At 72.0% G+C, this 16,429-nt stretch carries 14 protein-coding genes; 9 read left to right on the top strand and 5 right to left on the bottom strand.

Annotated elements, in window-relative coordinates:
- Nucleotides 1-5: 5 nt before the first annotated feature.
- Genes CYL12_RS11165 through CYL12_RS11135 form a run of 7 tightly spaced genes read left to right on the top strand, consistent with a single transcriptional unit; the run spans nt 6 to nt 7,832 of the window.
- Complete coding sequence (locus CYL12_RS11165) at nt 6-1,049, top strand: FecCD family ABC transporter permease (protein WP_101847666.1); 1,044 nt, start codon at nt 6-8, stop codon at nt 1,047-1,049.
- Complete coding sequence (locus tag CYL12_RS11160) at nt 1,046-2,119, top strand: FecCD family ABC transporter permease (RefSeq protein ID WP_101847665.1); 1,074 nt, start codon at nt 1,046-1,048, stop codon at nt 2,117-2,119. Before CYL12_RS11165 ends, CYL12_RS11160 begins: the two co-directional genes overlap by 4 nt.
- Nucleotides 2,116-2,916, top strand: coding sequence for an ABC transporter ATP-binding protein (locus CYL12_RS11155; protein ID WP_101847664.1), 801 nt, complete (start codon nt 2,116-2,118; stop codon nt 2,914-2,916). The genes CYL12_RS11160 and CYL12_RS11155 overlap by 4 nt, the downstream gene beginning before the upstream one ends.
- A complete protein-coding gene (locus CYL12_RS11150; RefSeq protein ID WP_101847663.1) occupies nt 2,906-3,859 on the top strand; it encodes a siderophore-interacting protein in 954 nt (317 codons plus the stop codon). Before CYL12_RS11155 ends, CYL12_RS11150 begins: the two co-directional genes overlap by 11 nt.
- 1 nt (nt 3,860) lies before the next feature.
- On the top strand, nt 3,861-4,700 hold the full coding sequence (locus tag CYL12_RS11145; RefSeq protein ID WP_101847662.1) for an ABC transporter ATP-binding protein: 840 nt from the start codon (nt 3,861-3,863) through the stop codon (nt 4,698-4,700).
- Nucleotides 4,701-4,725: 25 nt separating this feature from the next.
- Nucleotides 4,726-5,757 carry an ABC transporter substrate-binding protein gene (locus CYL12_RS11140; protein ID WP_101847661.1) on the top strand — a complete coding sequence of 344 codons (1,032 nt, stop codon included), beginning with the start codon at nt 4,726-4,728 and terminating at the stop codon, nt 5,755-5,757.
- Nucleotides 5,754-7,832, top strand: a complete 2,079-nt coding sequence (locus CYL12_RS11135; protein WP_101847660.1) for an iron ABC transporter permease — start codon at nt 5,754-5,756, stop codon at nt 7,830-7,832. Before CYL12_RS11140 ends, CYL12_RS11135 begins: the two co-directional genes overlap by 4 nt.
- Before the next feature lie 69 nt (nt 7,833-7,901).
- Here CYL12_RS11135 and CYL12_RS11130 read toward each other — a convergent pair whose 3' ends face one another.
- Nucleotides 7,902-8,744, bottom strand: a complete 843-nt coding sequence (locus CYL12_RS11130) for an alpha/beta fold hydrolase (RefSeq protein WP_101847659.1) — start codon at nt 8,742-8,744, stop codon at nt 7,902-7,904.
- Between the two features lie 95 nt (nt 8,745-8,839).
- On the opposite strand from CYL12_RS11130, the gene CYL12_RS11125 reads away from it, so the two are divergent.
- A complete protein-coding gene (locus tag CYL12_RS11125) occupies nt 8,840-9,406 on the top strand; it encodes a TetR/AcrR family transcriptional regulator (protein ID WP_101847658.1) in 567 nt (188 codons plus the stop codon).
- Between the two features lie 85 nt (nt 9,407-9,491).
- Nucleotides 9,492-10,307, top strand: a complete 816-nt coding sequence (locus CYL12_RS11120) for a TspO/MBR family protein (RefSeq protein WP_101847657.1) — start codon at nt 9,492-9,494, stop codon at nt 10,305-10,307.
- Here the strand turns inward: CYL12_RS11120 and CYL12_RS11115 are convergent.
- From CYL12_RS11115 to CYL12_RS11100, 4 genes are read right to left on the bottom strand one after another with little or no spacing between them, the layout of a single operon-like run.
- On the bottom strand, nt 10,304-10,975 hold the full coding sequence (locus CYL12_RS11115; RefSeq protein ID WP_101847656.1) for a response regulator: 672 nt from the start codon (nt 10,973-10,975) through the stop codon (nt 10,304-10,306). The two genes, CYL12_RS11120 and CYL12_RS11115, sit on opposite strands and share 4 nt — an antisense overlap.
- On the bottom strand, nt 10,972-13,533 hold the full coding sequence (locus CYL12_RS11110) for an ATP-binding protein (protein ID WP_101847655.1): 2,562 nt from the start codon (nt 13,531-13,533) through the stop codon (nt 10,972-10,974). Before CYL12_RS11110 ends, CYL12_RS11115 begins: the two co-directional genes overlap by 4 nt.
- Nucleotides 13,530-14,135, bottom strand: a complete 606-nt coding sequence (kdpC, locus tag CYL12_RS11105) for a potassium-transporting ATPase subunit KdpC (protein ID WP_101847654.1) — start codon at nt 14,133-14,135, stop codon at nt 13,530-13,532. The genes CYL12_RS11110 and kdpC overlap by 4 nt, the downstream gene beginning before the upstream one ends.
- 20 nt (nt 14,136-14,155) lie before the next feature.
- A complete protein-coding gene (locus CYL12_RS11100; protein WP_101847653.1) occupies nt 14,156-16,429 on the bottom strand; it encodes a potassium-transporting ATPase subunit KdpB in 2,274 nt (757 codons plus the stop codon).

Here is a 16,429-nt window from a genome sequence, read left to right as displayed (position 1 = left end):
TCGCCGTGACCTCAGCACCCGTCCTCGCGCCGGACGCCGCCACCCTGCGGCGTCCGGCGGTGGTACGCACCCTCTGGCTGCTCGCCGGCGTCGGGGTGGTCCTCGTGCTGATCGTGCTCTCCGTGTCGTTCGGCGTGCGGGCTGTGACGCTCGACGACATCCTCGCGGCTCTCTCCGGTCGATCGGACACGATCGAGCAGGCCGCGGTCGTCAAGCGCATCCCGCGCACGGTGCTCGCCCTGCTCGTGGGAGCGGCCCTCGCCCTCGCCGGGGCGACCATGCAGGCCGTCACCCGCAACCCCGTCGCCGACCCCGGCATCCTCGGCGTCTCGAACGGCGCCTCCTTCGCGGTGGTCCTCGGCATCGCGTTCTTCGGGCTGAGCAACCCCTACGGGCAGATGGCCTTCGCGATCGTCGGCGCCGCGGCGGCCGCCGTCTTCGTCTACACCGTCGGCTCCCTCGGCCGCGGCGGGGCCACCCCGCTCAAGCTGGCCCTCGCGGGGGCGGCGACCTCCGCCGCGTTCGCCTCGCTCATCAGCGCGGTCATGCTGCCGCGGGTGGACCTGCTGCAGACGTTCCAGTCGTGGCAGATCGGCGGCGTCGGCGGCGCGGAGTGGCCGCGCATCGCGATCACCGCCCCGGTCCTCGCGGTCGGCGCCCTCATCTGCTTCCTGTGCGCCCGCGGGATGAACTCCCTCGCGCTCGGCGACGACATGGCCAAGGGGCTGGGCGAGCACGTGCTGCGCACCCGGATGCTGTCGGCCCTCGGTGCGGTCATCCTGGCCGGCGCGGCCACGGCGATCGCGGGACCGATCGGGTTCGTCGGCCTCATCGTCCCGCACATGTGCCGGCTGCTCGTGGGCACAGACCACCGGTGGCTGCTGCCGTTCTCAGCCCTCGCCGGCGCCGCGCTGCTCACCGCCAGCGACATCGTCGGCCGCGTGATCTCGCCGTCGTCCGAGGAGATCCAGGTCGGTATCATCACCGCGATCATCGGGGCGCCGTTCTTCATCTGGATCGTCCGCCGACAGAAGGTGCGGGAGCTGTGAGCACGACCGAGCACACCCTCGTCCGTGCCGACGAGTCCGCCGCCGCCCGCACCGCGCGCATCATCTCCGGCCGCCGGGCGCGCCACCGTCGGCATGCGCTGGCCACCGCCGTGCTCGGCGCCGTCGTCCTCGTGCTGTTCGTCGTGGCGCTCATGGTCGGCAACACGTTCTACTCCCTGGATGAGATCATCCGGGTGATCCTCGGCGAGACGGTGCCCGGCGCTTCGTTCACGGTCGGCGATCTGCGGCTCCCCCGCGCGGTCCTCGCGATCCTCACCGGCCTCGCGTTCGGCATGGCGGGTGTCACCTTCCAGACGATGCTGCGCAATCCGCTCGCCTCGCCGGACATCATCGGCATCTCGAACGGGGCCGGCGCCGCCGCGGTGTTCGGCATCGTCATGCTCTCGCTCAACGGCCCGGCCGTCTCGCTCCTCGCGCTCGTCGGTGCGCTCGTGACGGCGCTGGCGATCTACCTCCTCGCCATCAAGGGCGGCTTCGCGGGCACGCGCCTCATCCTCATCGGGATCGGTGTCGCCGCGATGCTGCAGAGCGTCATCTCCTACCTCCTGTCCCGGGCGGCCAACTGGGACATCCAGACCGCGATGCAGTGGCTCACCGGCAGCCTCAACAACGCGTCGTGGGAGCGGGTGCTGCCGATGGCGATCGCCGCCGCGATCCTCGTGCCGCTGCTGCTCTCGCAGGGGCGGGCGCTCGGGACGCTCCAGCTCGGCGACGACTCCGCGGCGGGGCTGGGCGTGCGGGTCACCGCCACGCGCCTCGTGTTCATCCTCGGCGCCGTCGCCCTCCTCGCCTTCGCGACCGCCGCCACCGGGCCGATCGCGTTCGTCGCATTCATGGCCGGACCCATCGCCGCGCGGCTCACCGGTCCGGGCGCCACGCTGCTGCTGCCCAGCGGTCTCGTCGGCGCGGTGCTCGTGCTCGGCGGCGACCTCATCGCCCAGTTCGCGCTCGGCGCGCGCTACCCGGTCGGCGTCGTCACGGGTGTCGTCGGCGCGCCGTACCTCATCTACCTGCTCATCCGCACCAACCGCACCGGAGGCTCGCTGTGACCGCCGCCCATAGCCTGTCCGCCGAAGGGGTCACGCTCTCCTACGGCGACCGCACCGTGGTCGAGGGCCTCGACCTGCAGATCGCGCCGGGGAAGATCACCACGATCGTCGGCGCGAACGGCTGCGGCAAGTCGACCCTGCTGCGCGCCCTCGCCCGGCTGCTGTCGCCCGAGGGCGGCGAGGTCGTGCTCGACGGGAAGTCCATCCACGCCCGCCCCACGAAGGAGGTCGCGCGCATCCTCGGCCTGCTGCCGCAGTCGCCGGTGGCCCCCGAAGGCATCGCCGTCGCCGACCTCGTCGGTCGCGGGCGTCATCCCCATCAGCGGGCGCTGTCGCGGTGGAGCGCCCACGACTACGAGGTCGTCGCTGACGCCCTGGATGCGACCGGCATCAGCGACCTCGCCGACCGCAGCGTCGACGAGCTCTCCGGCGGTCAGCGGCAGCGGGTGTGGATCGCGATGGCCCTCGCGCAGGAGACCGACATCCTGCTCCTGGACGAGCCGACGACCTTCCTCGACGTCGCCCACCAGGTCGAGGTGCTCGACCTGCTCACCGACTTGAGCGTCGCCCGCGGCACCACGATCGTCATGGTGCTGCACGACCTCAACCTCGCCGCGCGCTACGCCGACGAGCTCGTCGCCATGAAGGACGGCCGCGTGCACGCGATCGGCGCCCCCCAGGACGTCGTCACCGCCGAGCTCGTGCAGGAGGTCTTCGGCCTCCCCAATCAGATCACCATCGACCCGGTCTCCGGCAAGCCGATGGTCACCCCCATCGGAAGGCATCATGTCCGCTGAATCCACCACGACCGAGCGCCCCACCTACGTCCTCACCCGTGCCGAGGTGCGCGCCGTCGACCGCGTCTCCCCCTCGTTCGTGCGGGTGACCCTCGGCGGTGAGGAACTGGGCGAGCTGGGGACGCCCGGGGCCGTGTACGACAGCCGCGTCAAGCTCGTCTTCCCGCCGGCGTCCGGTGTGCTCGCCGAGATCGACCGCTCGACGCACGACTGGTGGGGTTCCTACCTCGCCGTCCCGGAGGAGGAGCGCGGCTCGATGCGCACCTACTCGGTCCGAGAGCTGCGGGTCGCCGCCGACGGCAGCACCGAGGTCGACATCGACTTCGTGCTGCACCTGGAGCCGGGGCTCACCGGTCCGGCCTCGCGCTGGGCGAGCACCGCGGCCGCGGGACAGGAGCTCTGGCTGGTCGGGCCGCGGCGGGGCGTCGTGGCGCACGGCGGGGCGGAATACGCGCCGGGAGCAGCCACCTCGGTGGTCCTCGTCGGCGACGAGACGGCGGCCCCGGCCATCGCCCGCATCCTGGAGGACGCCCCGCGCGACCTCCGCGGCACGGCCTTCATCGAGGTGCCGTCGCCCGCCGACGTGCTCGCGATCGACGTGCCGGCCGGGGTAGACGTGCACTGGCTGCCGCGCGATGCCGGCGAGCCGCACGGCCTGCGCCTCATCCCCGCCGTGCTCGAGCACCTGGGCGACGACGACGCCGCCGACGAGATCAGCGTGACCGACATCGAGGGCGAAGACCTGCTCTGGGAGACCCCGGAGTACTCGAGCCTGGGGGAGGAGATCGCGCCCGACGACGCCGCCGGCCGCTACTTCTGGATCGCGGGCGAGAGCGGCGTCGTGACCACGCTGCGTCGGCACCTCGTGAAGGATCTCGGGATCGACCGCGCGCAGGTCGCGTTCATGGGCTACTGGCGCCGCGGCGTCGCGATGCGGGGCTGAGATGACCGACACCATCGATCGCCACAGTCTGGAGGGGGAATCCCTCGTCCTCGGCTATGGCCGCGCCCGCGTGGTGCACGACGTCTCCCTGCGTCTCGCCCCGGGGCGGGTGACCGCCTTGATCGGGCCCAACGGCAGCGGCAAGTCGACCGTCCTCCGTGCCCTCGCGCGGCTGCACCGCATCGAGGCGGGAACCGTGCGCGTCGGCGGCGCGGAGTCGCGCGACGCCGCCGCCCTGTCCGCCAAGGAGTTCGCGAAGACGGTCGCCATGCTGTCGCAGTCCCGGCCGCACCCGTCCGGGATCGAGGTCTCCGACGTCGTCGCGTACGGGCGGCATCCGCACCGCGGGCGCTTCTCCGGCGTGAGCGACGCCGACCGTGCCGCGGTGGCGCGTGCCCTCGCCCTCACCGGCCTGTCCGCCATGGCCGCCCGTCCGGTCGACCAGCTCTCCGGTGGCGAGCTGCAGCGCGTCTGGCTGGCGACCGCACTCGCCCAGGACACCGGGGTGCTGCTGTTGGATGAGCCGACCAACCACCTCGACCTGCGCTATCAGGTGGAGACCCTGGACCTCGTCCGCGAGCTCGCCGACGACCACGGCACCGCGCTCGGCGTCGTGCTGCACGACCTCGACCACGCCGCCTCGGTCGCCGACGACGTCGTGCTGATGCACCGCGGGCGAGTGCACGCGGCGGGTGCACCGGCCGACGTGCTCACCGGCGAGAACCTCTCGCACGTCTACGGACTGCGCATCGACACCACCCTCGACGAGGAGACCGGCCTGGTGCGGGTGCGTCCGCGCGGCCGCCACCACGGTCGCCTCCGCACTCCCTCCGCCTCCTGATCCCGACCGCCTGAAGGAACCACCGATGAAGAAGACCCCCCTCGCCGTGCTCGCCCTCGGCGGCGCCTTGACCCTCGCGCTCGCCGGCTGCGGCACCACGCAGACGCCGTCCGCCGAGGGATCGGACGCCCCGACCTCCACGAGCGCGGGCTGCACCGATGACACGACGAGCACCTTGACCGGGGAGGTCTCCGTCACCGACGACCTCGGCCGCACGGTCGAGCTGGACAAGCCGGCCGAGCGCATCGCGGTGCTCGAGTGGCAGCAGATCGAGGACGCCCTGTCGCTCTGCGTGACGCCGGTCGCAGTGGCCGACGCCGAGGGCTACAGCACCTGGGTCACCGCCGAGGAACTGCCGGAGGGCGTCGTCGACGTGGGGACCCGTCAGGAGCCGAACCTGGAGACGCTGTTCGGCACCGATCCCGACCTCGTGATCGTCGAGGTCAGCGCCGCGGACGACCCCATCGTCGCCCAGCTCGAGGCCTACGACGTGCCCGTGCTCGCGACGGTCGGCGCCGATGCGAAGGACCCGATCGCCAAGATGCTGAACACCTTCGACCTCATCGCGCAGGTGACCGGCCGCGAGGAGCGCGCCGAGGTCGTCACCGACGCCTTCCAGGAGCACCTCGACAGCGCGAAGGCCGAGCTCGCCGACCTCGACCTCGCCACCACCGACTTCGTGTTCTTCGACGGCTGGGTCGACGGCGGCAACGTGGCGCTGCGTCCGTTCGGTCGGGGCTCGCTCGTCGGCGAGGTGGGCGAGGAGCTCGGCTTGACGAACGCCTGGACCGGCGAGGTCGACCCCGTGTACGGCCTCGGGCAGACCGATGTCGAGGGCATGACGACGGTCGGCGACGCCAACCTCTTCTACACCGGCACCGAGGACCCGGATTCGGAGAGCTTCGTCGACGCCCTCGCGGACAACCCCGCCTGGACCTCGCTCCCCGCGGTGGCGGATGACCGCCTGACCGCGTTCCCGGCCGGTATCTGGACCTTCGGCGGCCCGCGCTCGACCGAGCAGATTATCGACGGCTACGTCGAGGTGCTCTCGAAGTGACGGAGACCCTCCGCCTCGACGACACGACGGCGACCGCGGAGCCCGCCGCCCCGGCGTCCGCCGTCCCCGTGGGGGTGGAGGGCCGAAAGCCCGCGGTGTGGCGCGGCGTCGGCGTGCTCATCGCGCTCGCCGCGGTGCTGGTGGCGGTCGCCTGCTGGCACCTCACCCAGGGCACGAGCGGGGCGGTGTTCGCCGACACCGACGTCCTCTGGGGATCGCGGGTGCCGCGACTCGCCGCCGGCGTCGCGGTGGGCGTCGCGCTCGGCGTCGCCGGCATGCTGCTGCAGTCCCTCGCCCGCAATGCCCTCGCGTCTCCCGACACGCTCGGCGTGACCGCCGGGGCCTATCTCGCCGTCACGGCGCTCGCCGCGTTCGGCATCGCCGTGCCGGTGTGGGCCTCGGGCGCGGTGGCGTTCGCGGGCGGCATCGTCGCCGCGGGCATCGTGCTCGGACTCGCCGGCGGGGCGGGGTCGTCCACGACGCGCCTCATCCTCGCCGGCACCGCGCTGGCGCTCGCCTTCCAGGCCGCGACCTCGACCCTTCTCATCCTGTTCGACGAGGAGACCAAGGGACTGCTGGCGTGGGGAAGCGGGAGCCTGTCCCAGCTCGGGCTCACCGCTTTCCTCCAGGCAGCGCCGGTCGTCGTGGTCGTCACCGTGCTCGCGCTCCTGCTCGCGCGGCGCCTCGACATCCTGTCGCTGGGGGACGACACCGCCTCGTCGCTCGGGGTGCCGATCCGTTCGACCAGAGCCATCGGGATCCTCCTCGCGGTCACCCTGACGGCGGTCGCGGTGACCCTCGCGGGGCCGATGGGCTTCGTCGGGCTGTGCGCGCCGGTGCTCGCGCGCTTGCTGACCCGCGTGGTCCCCAGCCTGAATCGCCACGTGTTGCTGATCCCCGCGGCGGGACTCCTCGGCGCCCTCGTCGTCATCCTCTCGGATGCCCTCCTCCGCGCGCTCATCGGCGCCGAGGCCGCGATCCTCATTCCCACCGGTGTCGCGACGACGCTACTCGGCGCGATCGTGCTTGTGCTCATGGCGCGGCGTCTCCGGGACGCCGGACCCACGCGGGAGCCTCCGCGGGTGCGCTTCGGAGTGCGCAGCCGTCTGCGCTTCCGGATCACCATCGCCCTCGTCGCCCTCGGTCTGATCGGGGTGCTGCTGCTCGGGCTGCTGGCCGGGCACACCTGGCTGCTCACCGGCGACATCGCGCTGTGGCTGCAGGGGCAGGCTCCCGCGCCCATCGCCTTCGCCCTCGACGAGCGCGCACCGCGGATCGTGGCCGCCGTCGTCGCGGGTGCCGCGCTCGCGCTCTCCGGCGCCGTGATCCAGGGCGTGAGCCGCAACCCGCTCGCGGATCCGAGCATCCTCGGTGTCACCGGCGGCGGCGGGCTCGGCGCGGTGCTGGTGCTCACGACCATCACGTCGTCGACGGGCGGGATGATCGCGGGGGCCATCACGGGGTCGCTGCTCGCCTTCGCCCTCGTCTATCTGCTCTCGTGGCGGGGCGGCTTGAACGCGGACCGGTTCCTGTTGATCGGCATCGGGGTGTCGTACTTCACGGTCTCTCTTACGACCTTCTTCCTGCTGCGGTCGAACCCGTGGGACACCCCGAAGATCTACACGTGGCTCTCCGGGACGACGTACGGGCGGGTGTGGGAACAGGTCATCCCCCTGGCGATCGTCCTCGTGATCGCGGTGCCGTTCGTGGTGATGAGCCGCCGGGAGCTCGACGTGCTGTCGCTCGACGAGGACACACCGCGGCTGGTCGGCATCCGCCTGGAGCCCGTCCGGCTGACGCTGCTGCTGGTGGCGGCGATCCTCGCGGCGCTGAGCGTGACGGCGATCGGGGTCATCGGCTTCGTGGGGCTGGTGGCGCCGCACGCCGCGCGGGCCTTGGTGGGGGCGCGGCACTCCCGGGTGATTCCGACGGCGGTGCTCCTCGGCGGGCTGCTCGTGGGCATCGCGGACACGATCGGCCGGACGGTGATCGCCCCCGCGCAGCTTCCGGCCGGTCTCGTGGTCGCGCTGATCGGCGCCCCCTACTTCGTCTGGCTGCTCTGGCGCTCCCGCTGACCCGCTTCGAATCGCACGAATGGCCCCATCTCCGGAGGAAATGGGGCCATTCGCGCGATTCGAACGGGGTTACCGAGCCAGGAACTGCGTCAGCGCGGCGTTGACCTCGTCGGCGTGAGTCCAGAGGAGGCCGTGCGGGGCGCCCTCGACCTCGACGTACTCGGCCTCGGGGACAGCCTGGTGGAAGCGCCGGGCGGTCGCGTCGATCGGCAGGATGTTGTCCTTGGTGCCGTGCAGGATCAGTGTGGGCTTGGCGGCAGCGGCCACGGCCTTCACGTCGTCGCGGAAGTCCTCGATCCAGGTCGGGACCACGGCGTACGCGGCGACCGGGGCGCTGGTGACGGAGAGGTTCCAGTTCGCGTCGACGACCTGCTGGCTGATGCGCGTGCCGAGGTTCTCGTCGAGGTTGTAGAAGTCCTTGTAGAACTGGGTGAACCAGGCGTAACGGTCGCCCTTGGCGGCGGCCTCGATCCCATCGAAGACCTCCTGCGGCACGCCCTCGGGGTTGTCGTCGCGCTGCACGAGGAAGGGCTCGAGCGACGCGAGGAAGGCGAGCTTCGCGACGCGATCGTGGCCGTAGCGGCCGACGTAGCGGGCGAGCTCTCCCGTGCCCATGGAGAACCCGACGAGCACGACGTCGCGAAGGTCGAGGGTCTCGAGCACCATGTTCAGGTCGGCGGCGAAGGTGTCGTAGTCGTAACCGGTGCCGACCTTGGAGGACTGCCCGAAGCCGCGGCGGTCGTAGGTGACGACCCGGTAGCCCTGAGCGAGGAGCTCGCGGGTCTGGCGCTCCCAGCTGTGCCCGTTGAGCGGGTAGCCGTGGATCAGGACGACGGGCTGGCCGCTGCCCTGGTCTTCGTAGTAGAGCTCGATCGGGGTGGTGTTCTCGGTGCCGACGGTGATGTAACCCATGATGTGTTCCTTCCGGTGCCGGTGAGAACGATCGTTCTCGCCTGATGTGATCAATCTAGAGAACGTTCGTTCTCGTGTCAAGTAGACTTCTGGACATGACCGAAGACGAGGCCCGCGAACGCATCCTCTCCGCCGCGGAGGAGTTGTACTACCGCAAGGGCTACGCGGCGGTCGGCATGGACGAGCTCCGGTCCGCCGCCGGCGTGTCGCTGCGGCGCGTGTACTCGCTGTTCCCGGCGAAGACCGACATCGTGGCGGCGGTGCTCACCCGGAAGCACGCCGAGTGGGAGCAGGGGCTCACCGCCGCCGTGGCGCAGAGCGGCGGCGACCCGCGCGCTCGCCTGCTCGCGGTCTACGGCTACCTGGAGGACTGGTTCTGCAGCGACGGGTTCCGGGGCTGCGCGTTCATCAACGCGTTCGGCGAACTCGGCGGCACGAGCCCCGAGGTCGCCGGGATCGTCCGGGCGCACAAGGCCTCGTTCCAGCAGTACATGGCGGAGCTCGTCGCAGCGACCGGTGCCCCGGCAGGTCTGGCCGCGCAGCTCTCGCTCCTCGCGGAGGGGGCGCAGAGCACCGCGGCGATCGGTGCCGACCCGGAAGCCGCCGTGCATGCGCGCCGCGCCGCAGAGATCCTGATCGACGCCGCTCTCGCTCCGACTTGACGCTCATTCGCTAACTTAGTTAGCCAAACGTGCGCGCACTGTCAAGGCCACTGCCTTCCGCTCCCGCCCGGCGTAGGGTGCCCGCATGGAGACCTCGACGAAGGGCATCGCCCGCCAGAGCCTCGTGATCGCCGCCGCCGTGTTCATGCTCATCGCCGCGGCGATCGGCGCCGGAGCGTTCGGGGGTGGCTCCGTCGACGAGCTGCAGAACGGCGCGCTCTCGGCCCAGGGGTCGTACCTCGCTCCTGCGGGACCGGCGTTCTCGATCTGGTCGCTCATCTATGTCGGGCTTCTCGCCTACACCGTGTGGCAGGCACTCCCCGCCCAGCGACAGGACGAGCGTCAGCAGGCGGTCGGCGGCTGGATCGCCCTCTCCATGGTCCTCAACGGCCTGTGGCTGGTGACCGCGCGGTACCTGACGCTGTGGCTCACCGTGCTCGTGATCGCACTCCTGCTCGCGACGCTGGCTCGGATCATCGTGATCCTCGGACGCTTCCCCGCGCGCAACCTCGCCGATCGCCTCCTCACCGACGGCGCGAACGGCCTGCACTTCGGTTGGGTCACCATCGCGACCGTCGCCAACACCGCGGCCTGGCTCACGCAGAGCATCCCGGAGATCGGGGCGGACGCCCCCGACGTCTGGGCCGTCGCCGTGCTCGTCGTCGTCCTGGTGATCGGCGCCGCGTCGGCCTGGTTCACGGGGCGCCTCGCCCCGGCGCTCGCTACGGCCTGGGGTCTGAGCTGGCTCGCGGTCGGCCGTCTCACGGGCGAGCCGGAGAGCACGCCCACCGCGTTCACCGCGATCATCGTCGCCGTCCTGCTCGTCGTCGTCGGCATCGTGGCCGTGCTCCGTCGGCGGCGCATCGCCGGCACGCACGACCGCGCACCGCTCGGCCGCTAGAGCACCAGCCGGTAGCCCATCCCCGACTCGGTGAGCAGGTGGACGGGCGTCGAGGGTTCGTGCTCCAGTTTCTTGCGGAGCTGTGACATGTACAGCCGGAGGTAGCCGGAGTCGGACACCTGGGCGCTGCCCCAGATCTCCTTGAGGAGGTCCTGTCGTGTCACGAGGGCGCCCGGATGCCGCGCGAGGTGCTCCAGCATCCGCCACTCGGTCGGCGTGAGATGCACGCGGGTACCGGCGCGGGTCACGGTCTTCGTGGCGAGGTCGACGACGACATCCCCGAACGCGACCACCGATTCCCCGTTCGCGGGCACCGCGCGGCGGGAGAGCGCTCGGAGCCGGGCCAGCAGTTCGTCCACCTGGAAGGGCTTCGTGACGAAGTCGTCCGCTCCCGCGTCCAACGCCTCCACCTTGTCGGCCGAGCCCGTCCGCCCCGACACGACGATGATGGGCACGCTCGTCCAGCCGCGGAGGGCCTGGATCACCTCGATGCCGTCGAGCCGGGGCATGCCGAGGTCGAGCATGATGAGGTCGGGATGGGTCTGTGCCGCGGCGGCGATCGCGGCGGCGCCGTCGGCGGCCACGACGACCTCGTAGCCGTGAGCCGCGAGGGTGATCCGCAGCGCCCGCACCATCTGGGGGTCGTCGTCGGCGATGAGGAGCTTCACTCCGTCCCCTCCGTGTCGGCGGTCCCTGCGGCGAGCGGCAGGGAGATGACCATGGTGAGTCCGCCCCCGGGGGTGTCCTCCGGTGTCAGGCTACCGCCCATCCCCTCGGTGAATCCGCGCGACAGGGCGAGCCCGAGGCCGAGGCCGGTCGTGTTGTCGGTGTCGCCGAAGCGCTGGAACGGCTGGAAGATCGCATTGCGTCGTTCGGGCGAGATGCCCTCACCGCGGTCGACGATCCGCAGTTCCGCCCGATCGCCCAGGCGGCTGCTCGATACGAGCACGCGGCTGCCCGCCGGAGCGTGCCGATGGGCGTTGGCGAGCACGTTCACGAGCACGCGCTGCAGCAGCACGGGGTCGGCGTGCAGCAGTGGGAGGTCGGGGTCGAGCGCGAGTTCCACGTCGGAAGGGCCGAGGCCGAGCTCGTCCACCGCGGCGAGCACGGGGCCGGCCGCGTCGATCCGCTGGGCGGAGACCGCGAGCACCCCCGCCTCCACGCGGCTCACGTCGAGGAGGTCGGTGACGAGGGTGGAGAGGGTCGCGAGACTCTCGTCCGCGGTCTCCAGCAGCTCCGCACGGTCCTCGGCGGACAGCCCGTGCGCGCCCCGGAGCCCGCCGATCGCGGCGACCGCCGAAGCGAGCGGCCGCCGCAGATCGTGGCTGACCGCGGAGAGCAGAGCGCTGCGCACCTGATCCGTCTCGGCGAGGGCCTCCGCCTCCCGCGCGGTCGCGCGGAGGTCGGTGTGCTCGATGGCCGCAGCGAGCTGGGCGACGATCGCGTCGAGCAGGCGGCGCTCCGGACCGGCGATCGGCTCGCCGTTCAGCTCCAGCACGGCTCGCGGGCCGCCACCGGATGCGACCCCGACCGGGATCGTCGTGGCGCGGCCGTCGGGCACCGGCTCGCCGTCGCTCGCCAGCACCTCGCCGGAGGGGGTGAGCAGCCGCACCCCGCTCAGCCCGAACGCCTCCCGCGTGCGGCTGACGAGGGCGAGTACCGCGTTGTCGCCGCGGAGGACGTTGCCGGCGACCGCGGCGAGCAGTTCGGCCTCCGCGGTGGCCCGTTGCGCGGTCCTGGCCCGGCGGGCGGCTTGGTCGACGATGAGGCTGACGAGGATCGCGATGATGACGTAGAGCGTGAGCGCGAGCACGTGCAGGGGGTGCGCGATCGTGATCGTGAACAGCGGGGCGACGAAGAGGAAGTCGAGGGTGATGCCGGAGAGCACCGCCGCGAAGACCGCGGGGCGGATGCCGCCGATGAGGGCGACGACCACGACGAGGAGCTGATAGGCGAGCACCTCGGCCGTGATGGACTCCGGGCTGCGGACCGTGAACATCAGCCAGGACAGCAGCGGGCCGAACACCAGGGCGACACCGAAGCCGAGGGCCTGACGCCGCCAGCCGAGCGCACCGCCGGTGATTCGGGGGAGGGCGAGCCGGCCGCCCGCCGCGGCATGGGTCACGATGTGCACGTCGATGTCGCCCGAGCGGCGGATGACCTCGGCGCCGATCCCCGGCCCGGTGAGGGCGGCGGCGAGGCGGCTGCGCCGGCTCACCCCGATCACGAGCTGCGTGGCGTCGGCACCCTGCGCGAACTCGACGAGCGTCGCCGGGATGTCGTCCCCGACCACCTGGTGGTACGTGCCGCCGAGGGACTCGACGAGGGAGCGCTGCGCGGCGAGGGCGCCGGGGGTCTCGTCGCGCAGTCCGTCCTGGGCGGTCACGTGCACGGCGAGCAGCTCCCCGCCGGCGGAGCGTGCGGCGATGCGGGCCCCGCGGCGCAGCAGCGTCTCGCCCTCCGGGCCGCCGGTGAGGGCGACGACCACCCGCTCGCGCGCCTGCCAGGCTCCCGCGATGCCCTGTTCCGCGCGATAGCTGCGGAGCGCGCTGTCGACCTCGTCGGCGAGCCACAGCAGCGCGAGCTCCCGCAGGGCGGTGAGGTTGCCGAGCCGGAAGTAGTGCGAGAGGGCGGCGTCGACCCGCTCCGCGGGGTAGACGAGACCTGCGGCGAGCCGGTCGCGGAGGGTCTGCGGTGCGAGGTCGACGACCTCGATCTCGTCGGCGGCGCGGACGACCGCGTCCGGGATGGTCTCGCGCTGGGCGATCCCGGTGATCTTCTCCACCACCGCGTTCAGCGACTCGATGTGCTGCACGTTCACGGTGGTGACGACGTCGATCCCCGCGTCCAGCAGCTCCTCGACGTCCTGCCAGCGCTTCGGGTTCCGCGAGCCGGGGGCGTTCGTGTGCGCGAACTCGTCCACGAGCGCGATCTCCGGGCCGAGGGCGAGCACCGCGTCGAGGTCGAGTTCGGAGAGGACGACCCCGCGGTGGGCGTCCTCCCGGCGTGGCACGTCGGGCAGCCCGGAGGTCAGGGCGGCGGTGGCCGCGCGGCCGTGCGTCTCGACGATCGCGATGACCACATCCCGTCCCTCGTCGCGGAGCCTCCGGCCCTCGGCGAGCATCTCGAACGTCTTACCGACGCCCGGCGCGGCGCCGAGGAGGACGCGCAGTCGCCCGCGGCGGTTCCGGTCCGTCGCGAGGCGCGGCGGCCGCTCTGCGCTCATGCACCCTCCCGGTCGTCGAGTGCGAGATTCAGCTCCGCGACGTTGATGCGCTCCTCGCCGAGGAACCCCAGGTCCCGCCCTTGAATCCTAGACTCCACGAGCGCCAGGACCTCGTCCTCGGGCAGGTCGCGGGCGGCGGCCACCCGCGGCACCTGGAGCAGGGCGTACGCGACGCTGATGTGCGGGTCGAGACCGGAGCCGGACGCGGTCACGGCGTCCGCGGGCACTGCGGACGGATCGACACCCTCCCTGCTGGCGATGGCGGCCTTCCGCTCGGCGATCGCGGCGACGAGGTCGGGGTTCTCCGGTCCGAGGTTGCTGCCGCTCGACGACGCGCCGTCGTACCCGTCGCCGGCCGCTGAGGGGCGGGACTGGAAGTACTCCGGCAGGGCGTCGCCGTCGGCATCCGTGAAGGACTGCCCGATGAGCGCGCTGCCCCGGTCGCCGGGGAGCATCGACCCGTTCGCCTGCGCCGGGAGGAGGAGCTGACCGATGCCGGTGACGAGGAGCGTGTACCCGACGCCGAGGACGAGGGTGAGGACGAGCATCGCGCGGACGGCGACACCGGCGGTGCGCACGGTGGTGCGGGTGGTGGACGACATGGCGTTCCTTTCGAGCCCGGTCAGAAGCCGGGGAGGAGGCTGACGAGGAGGTCGATGAGCTTGATGCCCACGAACGGGGCGACGACCCCGCCGAGGCCGTAGACCAGCAGGTTCCGCTGCAGGATCTGCGAGGCGCTCGCCGGCCGGTACGTCACGCCGCGGAGCGCGAGCGGGATGAGGAACACGATCACGATGGCGTTGAAGATGATCGCGCTCGTGACCGCGGAGGCCGGCGAGTGCAGCTGCATGATGTTCAGCGCCGCGAGTCCGGGGAACACGCCCATGAACATCGCCGGGATGATGGCGAAGTACTTCGCGATGTCGTTGGCGAGCGAGAACGTCGTCAGCGCGCCGCGGGTGATGAGCAGCTGCTTGCCGATGCGGACGATGTCGATGAGCTTGGTCGGGTCGGAGTCGAGGTCGACCATGTTGCCCGCTTCCTTGGCCGCCGAGGTGCCCGTGTTCATCGCGACGCCGACGTCGGCCTGGGCGAGCGCGGGGGCGTCGTTGGTGCCGTCCCCGGTCATCGCGACGAGGCGCCCGCCCTCCTGTTCGCGGCGGATGAGGTCGAGCTTGTCCTCCGGGGTGGCCTCGGCGAGGTAGTCGTCGACGCCGGCCTCGGCCGCGATGGCCTTCGCGGTGAGGGGGTTGTCTCCGGTGATCATGACCGTGCGGATGCCCATGCTGCGCAGCTCGTCGAACCGCTCTCGGAGGCCGTCCTTGACGATGTCCTTGAGGTGCACGACCCCCAAGATCCGCGCTTCCACAGGCTGGGTCGCTGAGCCTGTCGAAGGGCCTGAGTCGGACTGGGTCCCTGAGCTTGTCGAAGGGCCTGAGTCGGACTGGGTCCCTGAGCTCGTCGAAGGGCCCTGCACCGCGACGACGAGGGGCGTGCCGCCGCCCGAGGCGACGTCGTCGGTGAGGGTCGCGAGCTCGTCATCGGGGGTCTGCCCCAGCCAGGCCGCCACGGCCGAGGCGGCACCCTTGCGGATCTGCGTGCCGTCGGCGAGGTCGAGACCGCTCATGCGCGTCTGCGCCGTGAACGGGACGACGACGGCGTCCGCCGGGGCCTCGACCCGGATCCCGCGGGCGGCGGCGAGCTCGACGATCGATGCGCCCTCCGGCGTCGGGTCGGCGAGGGAGGAGAGGGCGGCGGTGCGCAGCAGCTCCTCGGCGTCCACCCCGGCGAGAGGCAGCACCGCGTGGGCGCGGCGGTTGCCGTGGGTGATGGTGCCGGTCTTGTCGAGCAGCAGGGTGGTGACGTCACCCGCGGCCTCCACCGCGCGCCCCGACATCGCCAGCACGTTGCGCTGCACGAGCCGGTCCATTCCCGCGATGCCGATGGCGGAGAGGAGGGCGCCGATGGTGGTCGGGATGAGGCAGACGAGCAGGGCGATGAGGACGGGGATGCTCACCGGCGACGCGGCGTACGAGGCGATCGGGTTCAGTGCGAGGACACCCACGACGAACACGATCGACAGGCTTGCGAGGAGGATGTTCAGCGCGATCTCGTTCGGCGTGCGCTGCCGGCTCGCGCCCTCGACGAGCGCGATCATGCGGTCGACGAAGGTCTCTCCCGGCTTCGACGTGATGCGCACGACGATCCGGTCGGAGAGCACCCGGGTGCCGCCGGTGACGGCACTGCGGTCGCCGCCGGATTCGCGGACCACCGGGGCGCTCTCGCCGGTGATGGCCGACTCGTCGACCGTCGCGATGCCCGCGACGATGTCGCCGTCGCCCGGGATCAGCTCGCCGGCGGTGACGATCACGAGGTCGTCGCGCTTCAGCTCCGCCGACGACACCGTCTCCGTCGGCGCTTCGACGAGCCCAGCGACCCACTCGGCGCCCCCCTGGGTCCCTGAGCCACCACCTTGGGTCCCTGAGCCTGTCGAAGGGCCCACCACCCGCCGCGCCATCGTCTGGGTGCGGGTGTTCCGCAGGCTCGCTGCCTGCGCCTTGCCGCGCCCCTCCGCGACCGACTCCGCGACGTTCGCGAAGAACACGGTCAGCCAGAGCCAGAGCGCGATGCCCCAGGTGAACGCCGCCGGGACGGGCGTGCCGCCCGAGGAGGCGGGCCCGCCGAGGAAGGGCTCCGCGATCGCGAGGACGGTCGTGAACGCGGCGCCGACCCAGACGAGGAGCATCACGGGGTTGCGGACGAGAGTCGCGGGGTTGAGCTTCCGCAGGGCGCCGGGGAGCGCCTGCGCGAGCTGTGCTCCGCCGAAGGAACGCGGCGGGCGGGCCGGGACAGCGGGGGCGTCCTGCTGTTCGGGAGGGGTGGTGAGGAGGGTCAT

This window comes from Zhihengliuella sp. ISTPL4, from assembly GCF_002848265.1.
Taxonomy (GTDB): Bacteria; Actinomycetota; Actinomycetes; order Actinomycetales; family Microbacteriaceae; genus Microbacterium.
Note: the sequence above shows the minus strand (reverse complement) of the source record. Positions and strands in the feature narration are given on the sequence as shown.

Bases quoted from the DNA above. Each gene is read 5' to 3' on its own strand.
- CYL12_RS11150 (WP_101847663.1), top strand. From the start codon at position 2,906: ATGTCCGCTGAATCCACCACGACCGAGCGCCCCACCTACGTCCTCACC.
- CYL12_RS11145 (WP_101847662.1), top strand. From the start codon at position 3,861: ATGACCGACACCATCGATCGCCACAGTCTGGAGGGGGAATCCCTCGTC.
- CYL12_RS11140 (WP_101847661.1), top strand. From the start codon at position 4,726: ATGAAGAAGACCCCCCTCGCCGTGCTCGCCCTCGGCGGCGCCTTGACC.
- CYL12_RS11130 (WP_101847659.1), bottom strand. From the start codon at position 8,744: ATGGGTTACATCACCGTCGGCACCGAGAACACCACCCCGATCGAGCTC.
- CYL12_RS11125 (WP_101847658.1), top strand. From the start codon at position 8,840: ATGACCGAAGACGAGGCCCGCGAACGCATCCTCTCCGCCGCGGAGGAG.
- CYL12_RS11120 (WP_101847657.1), top strand. From the start codon at position 9,492: ATGGAGACCTCGACGAAGGGCATCGCCCGCCAGAGCCTCGTGATCGCC.
- CYL12_RS11110 (WP_101847655.1), bottom strand. From the start codon at position 13,533: ATGAGCGCAGAGCGGCCGCCGCGCCTCGCGACGGACCGGAACCGCCGC.
- kdpC (WP_101847654.1), bottom strand. From the start codon at position 14,135: ATGTCGTCCACCACCCGCACCACCGTGCGCACCGCCGGTGTCGCCGTC.
- CYL12_RS11100 (WP_101847653.1), bottom strand. From the start codon at position 16,429: ATGACCCTCCTCACCACCCCTCCCGAACAGCAGGACGCCCCCGCTGTC.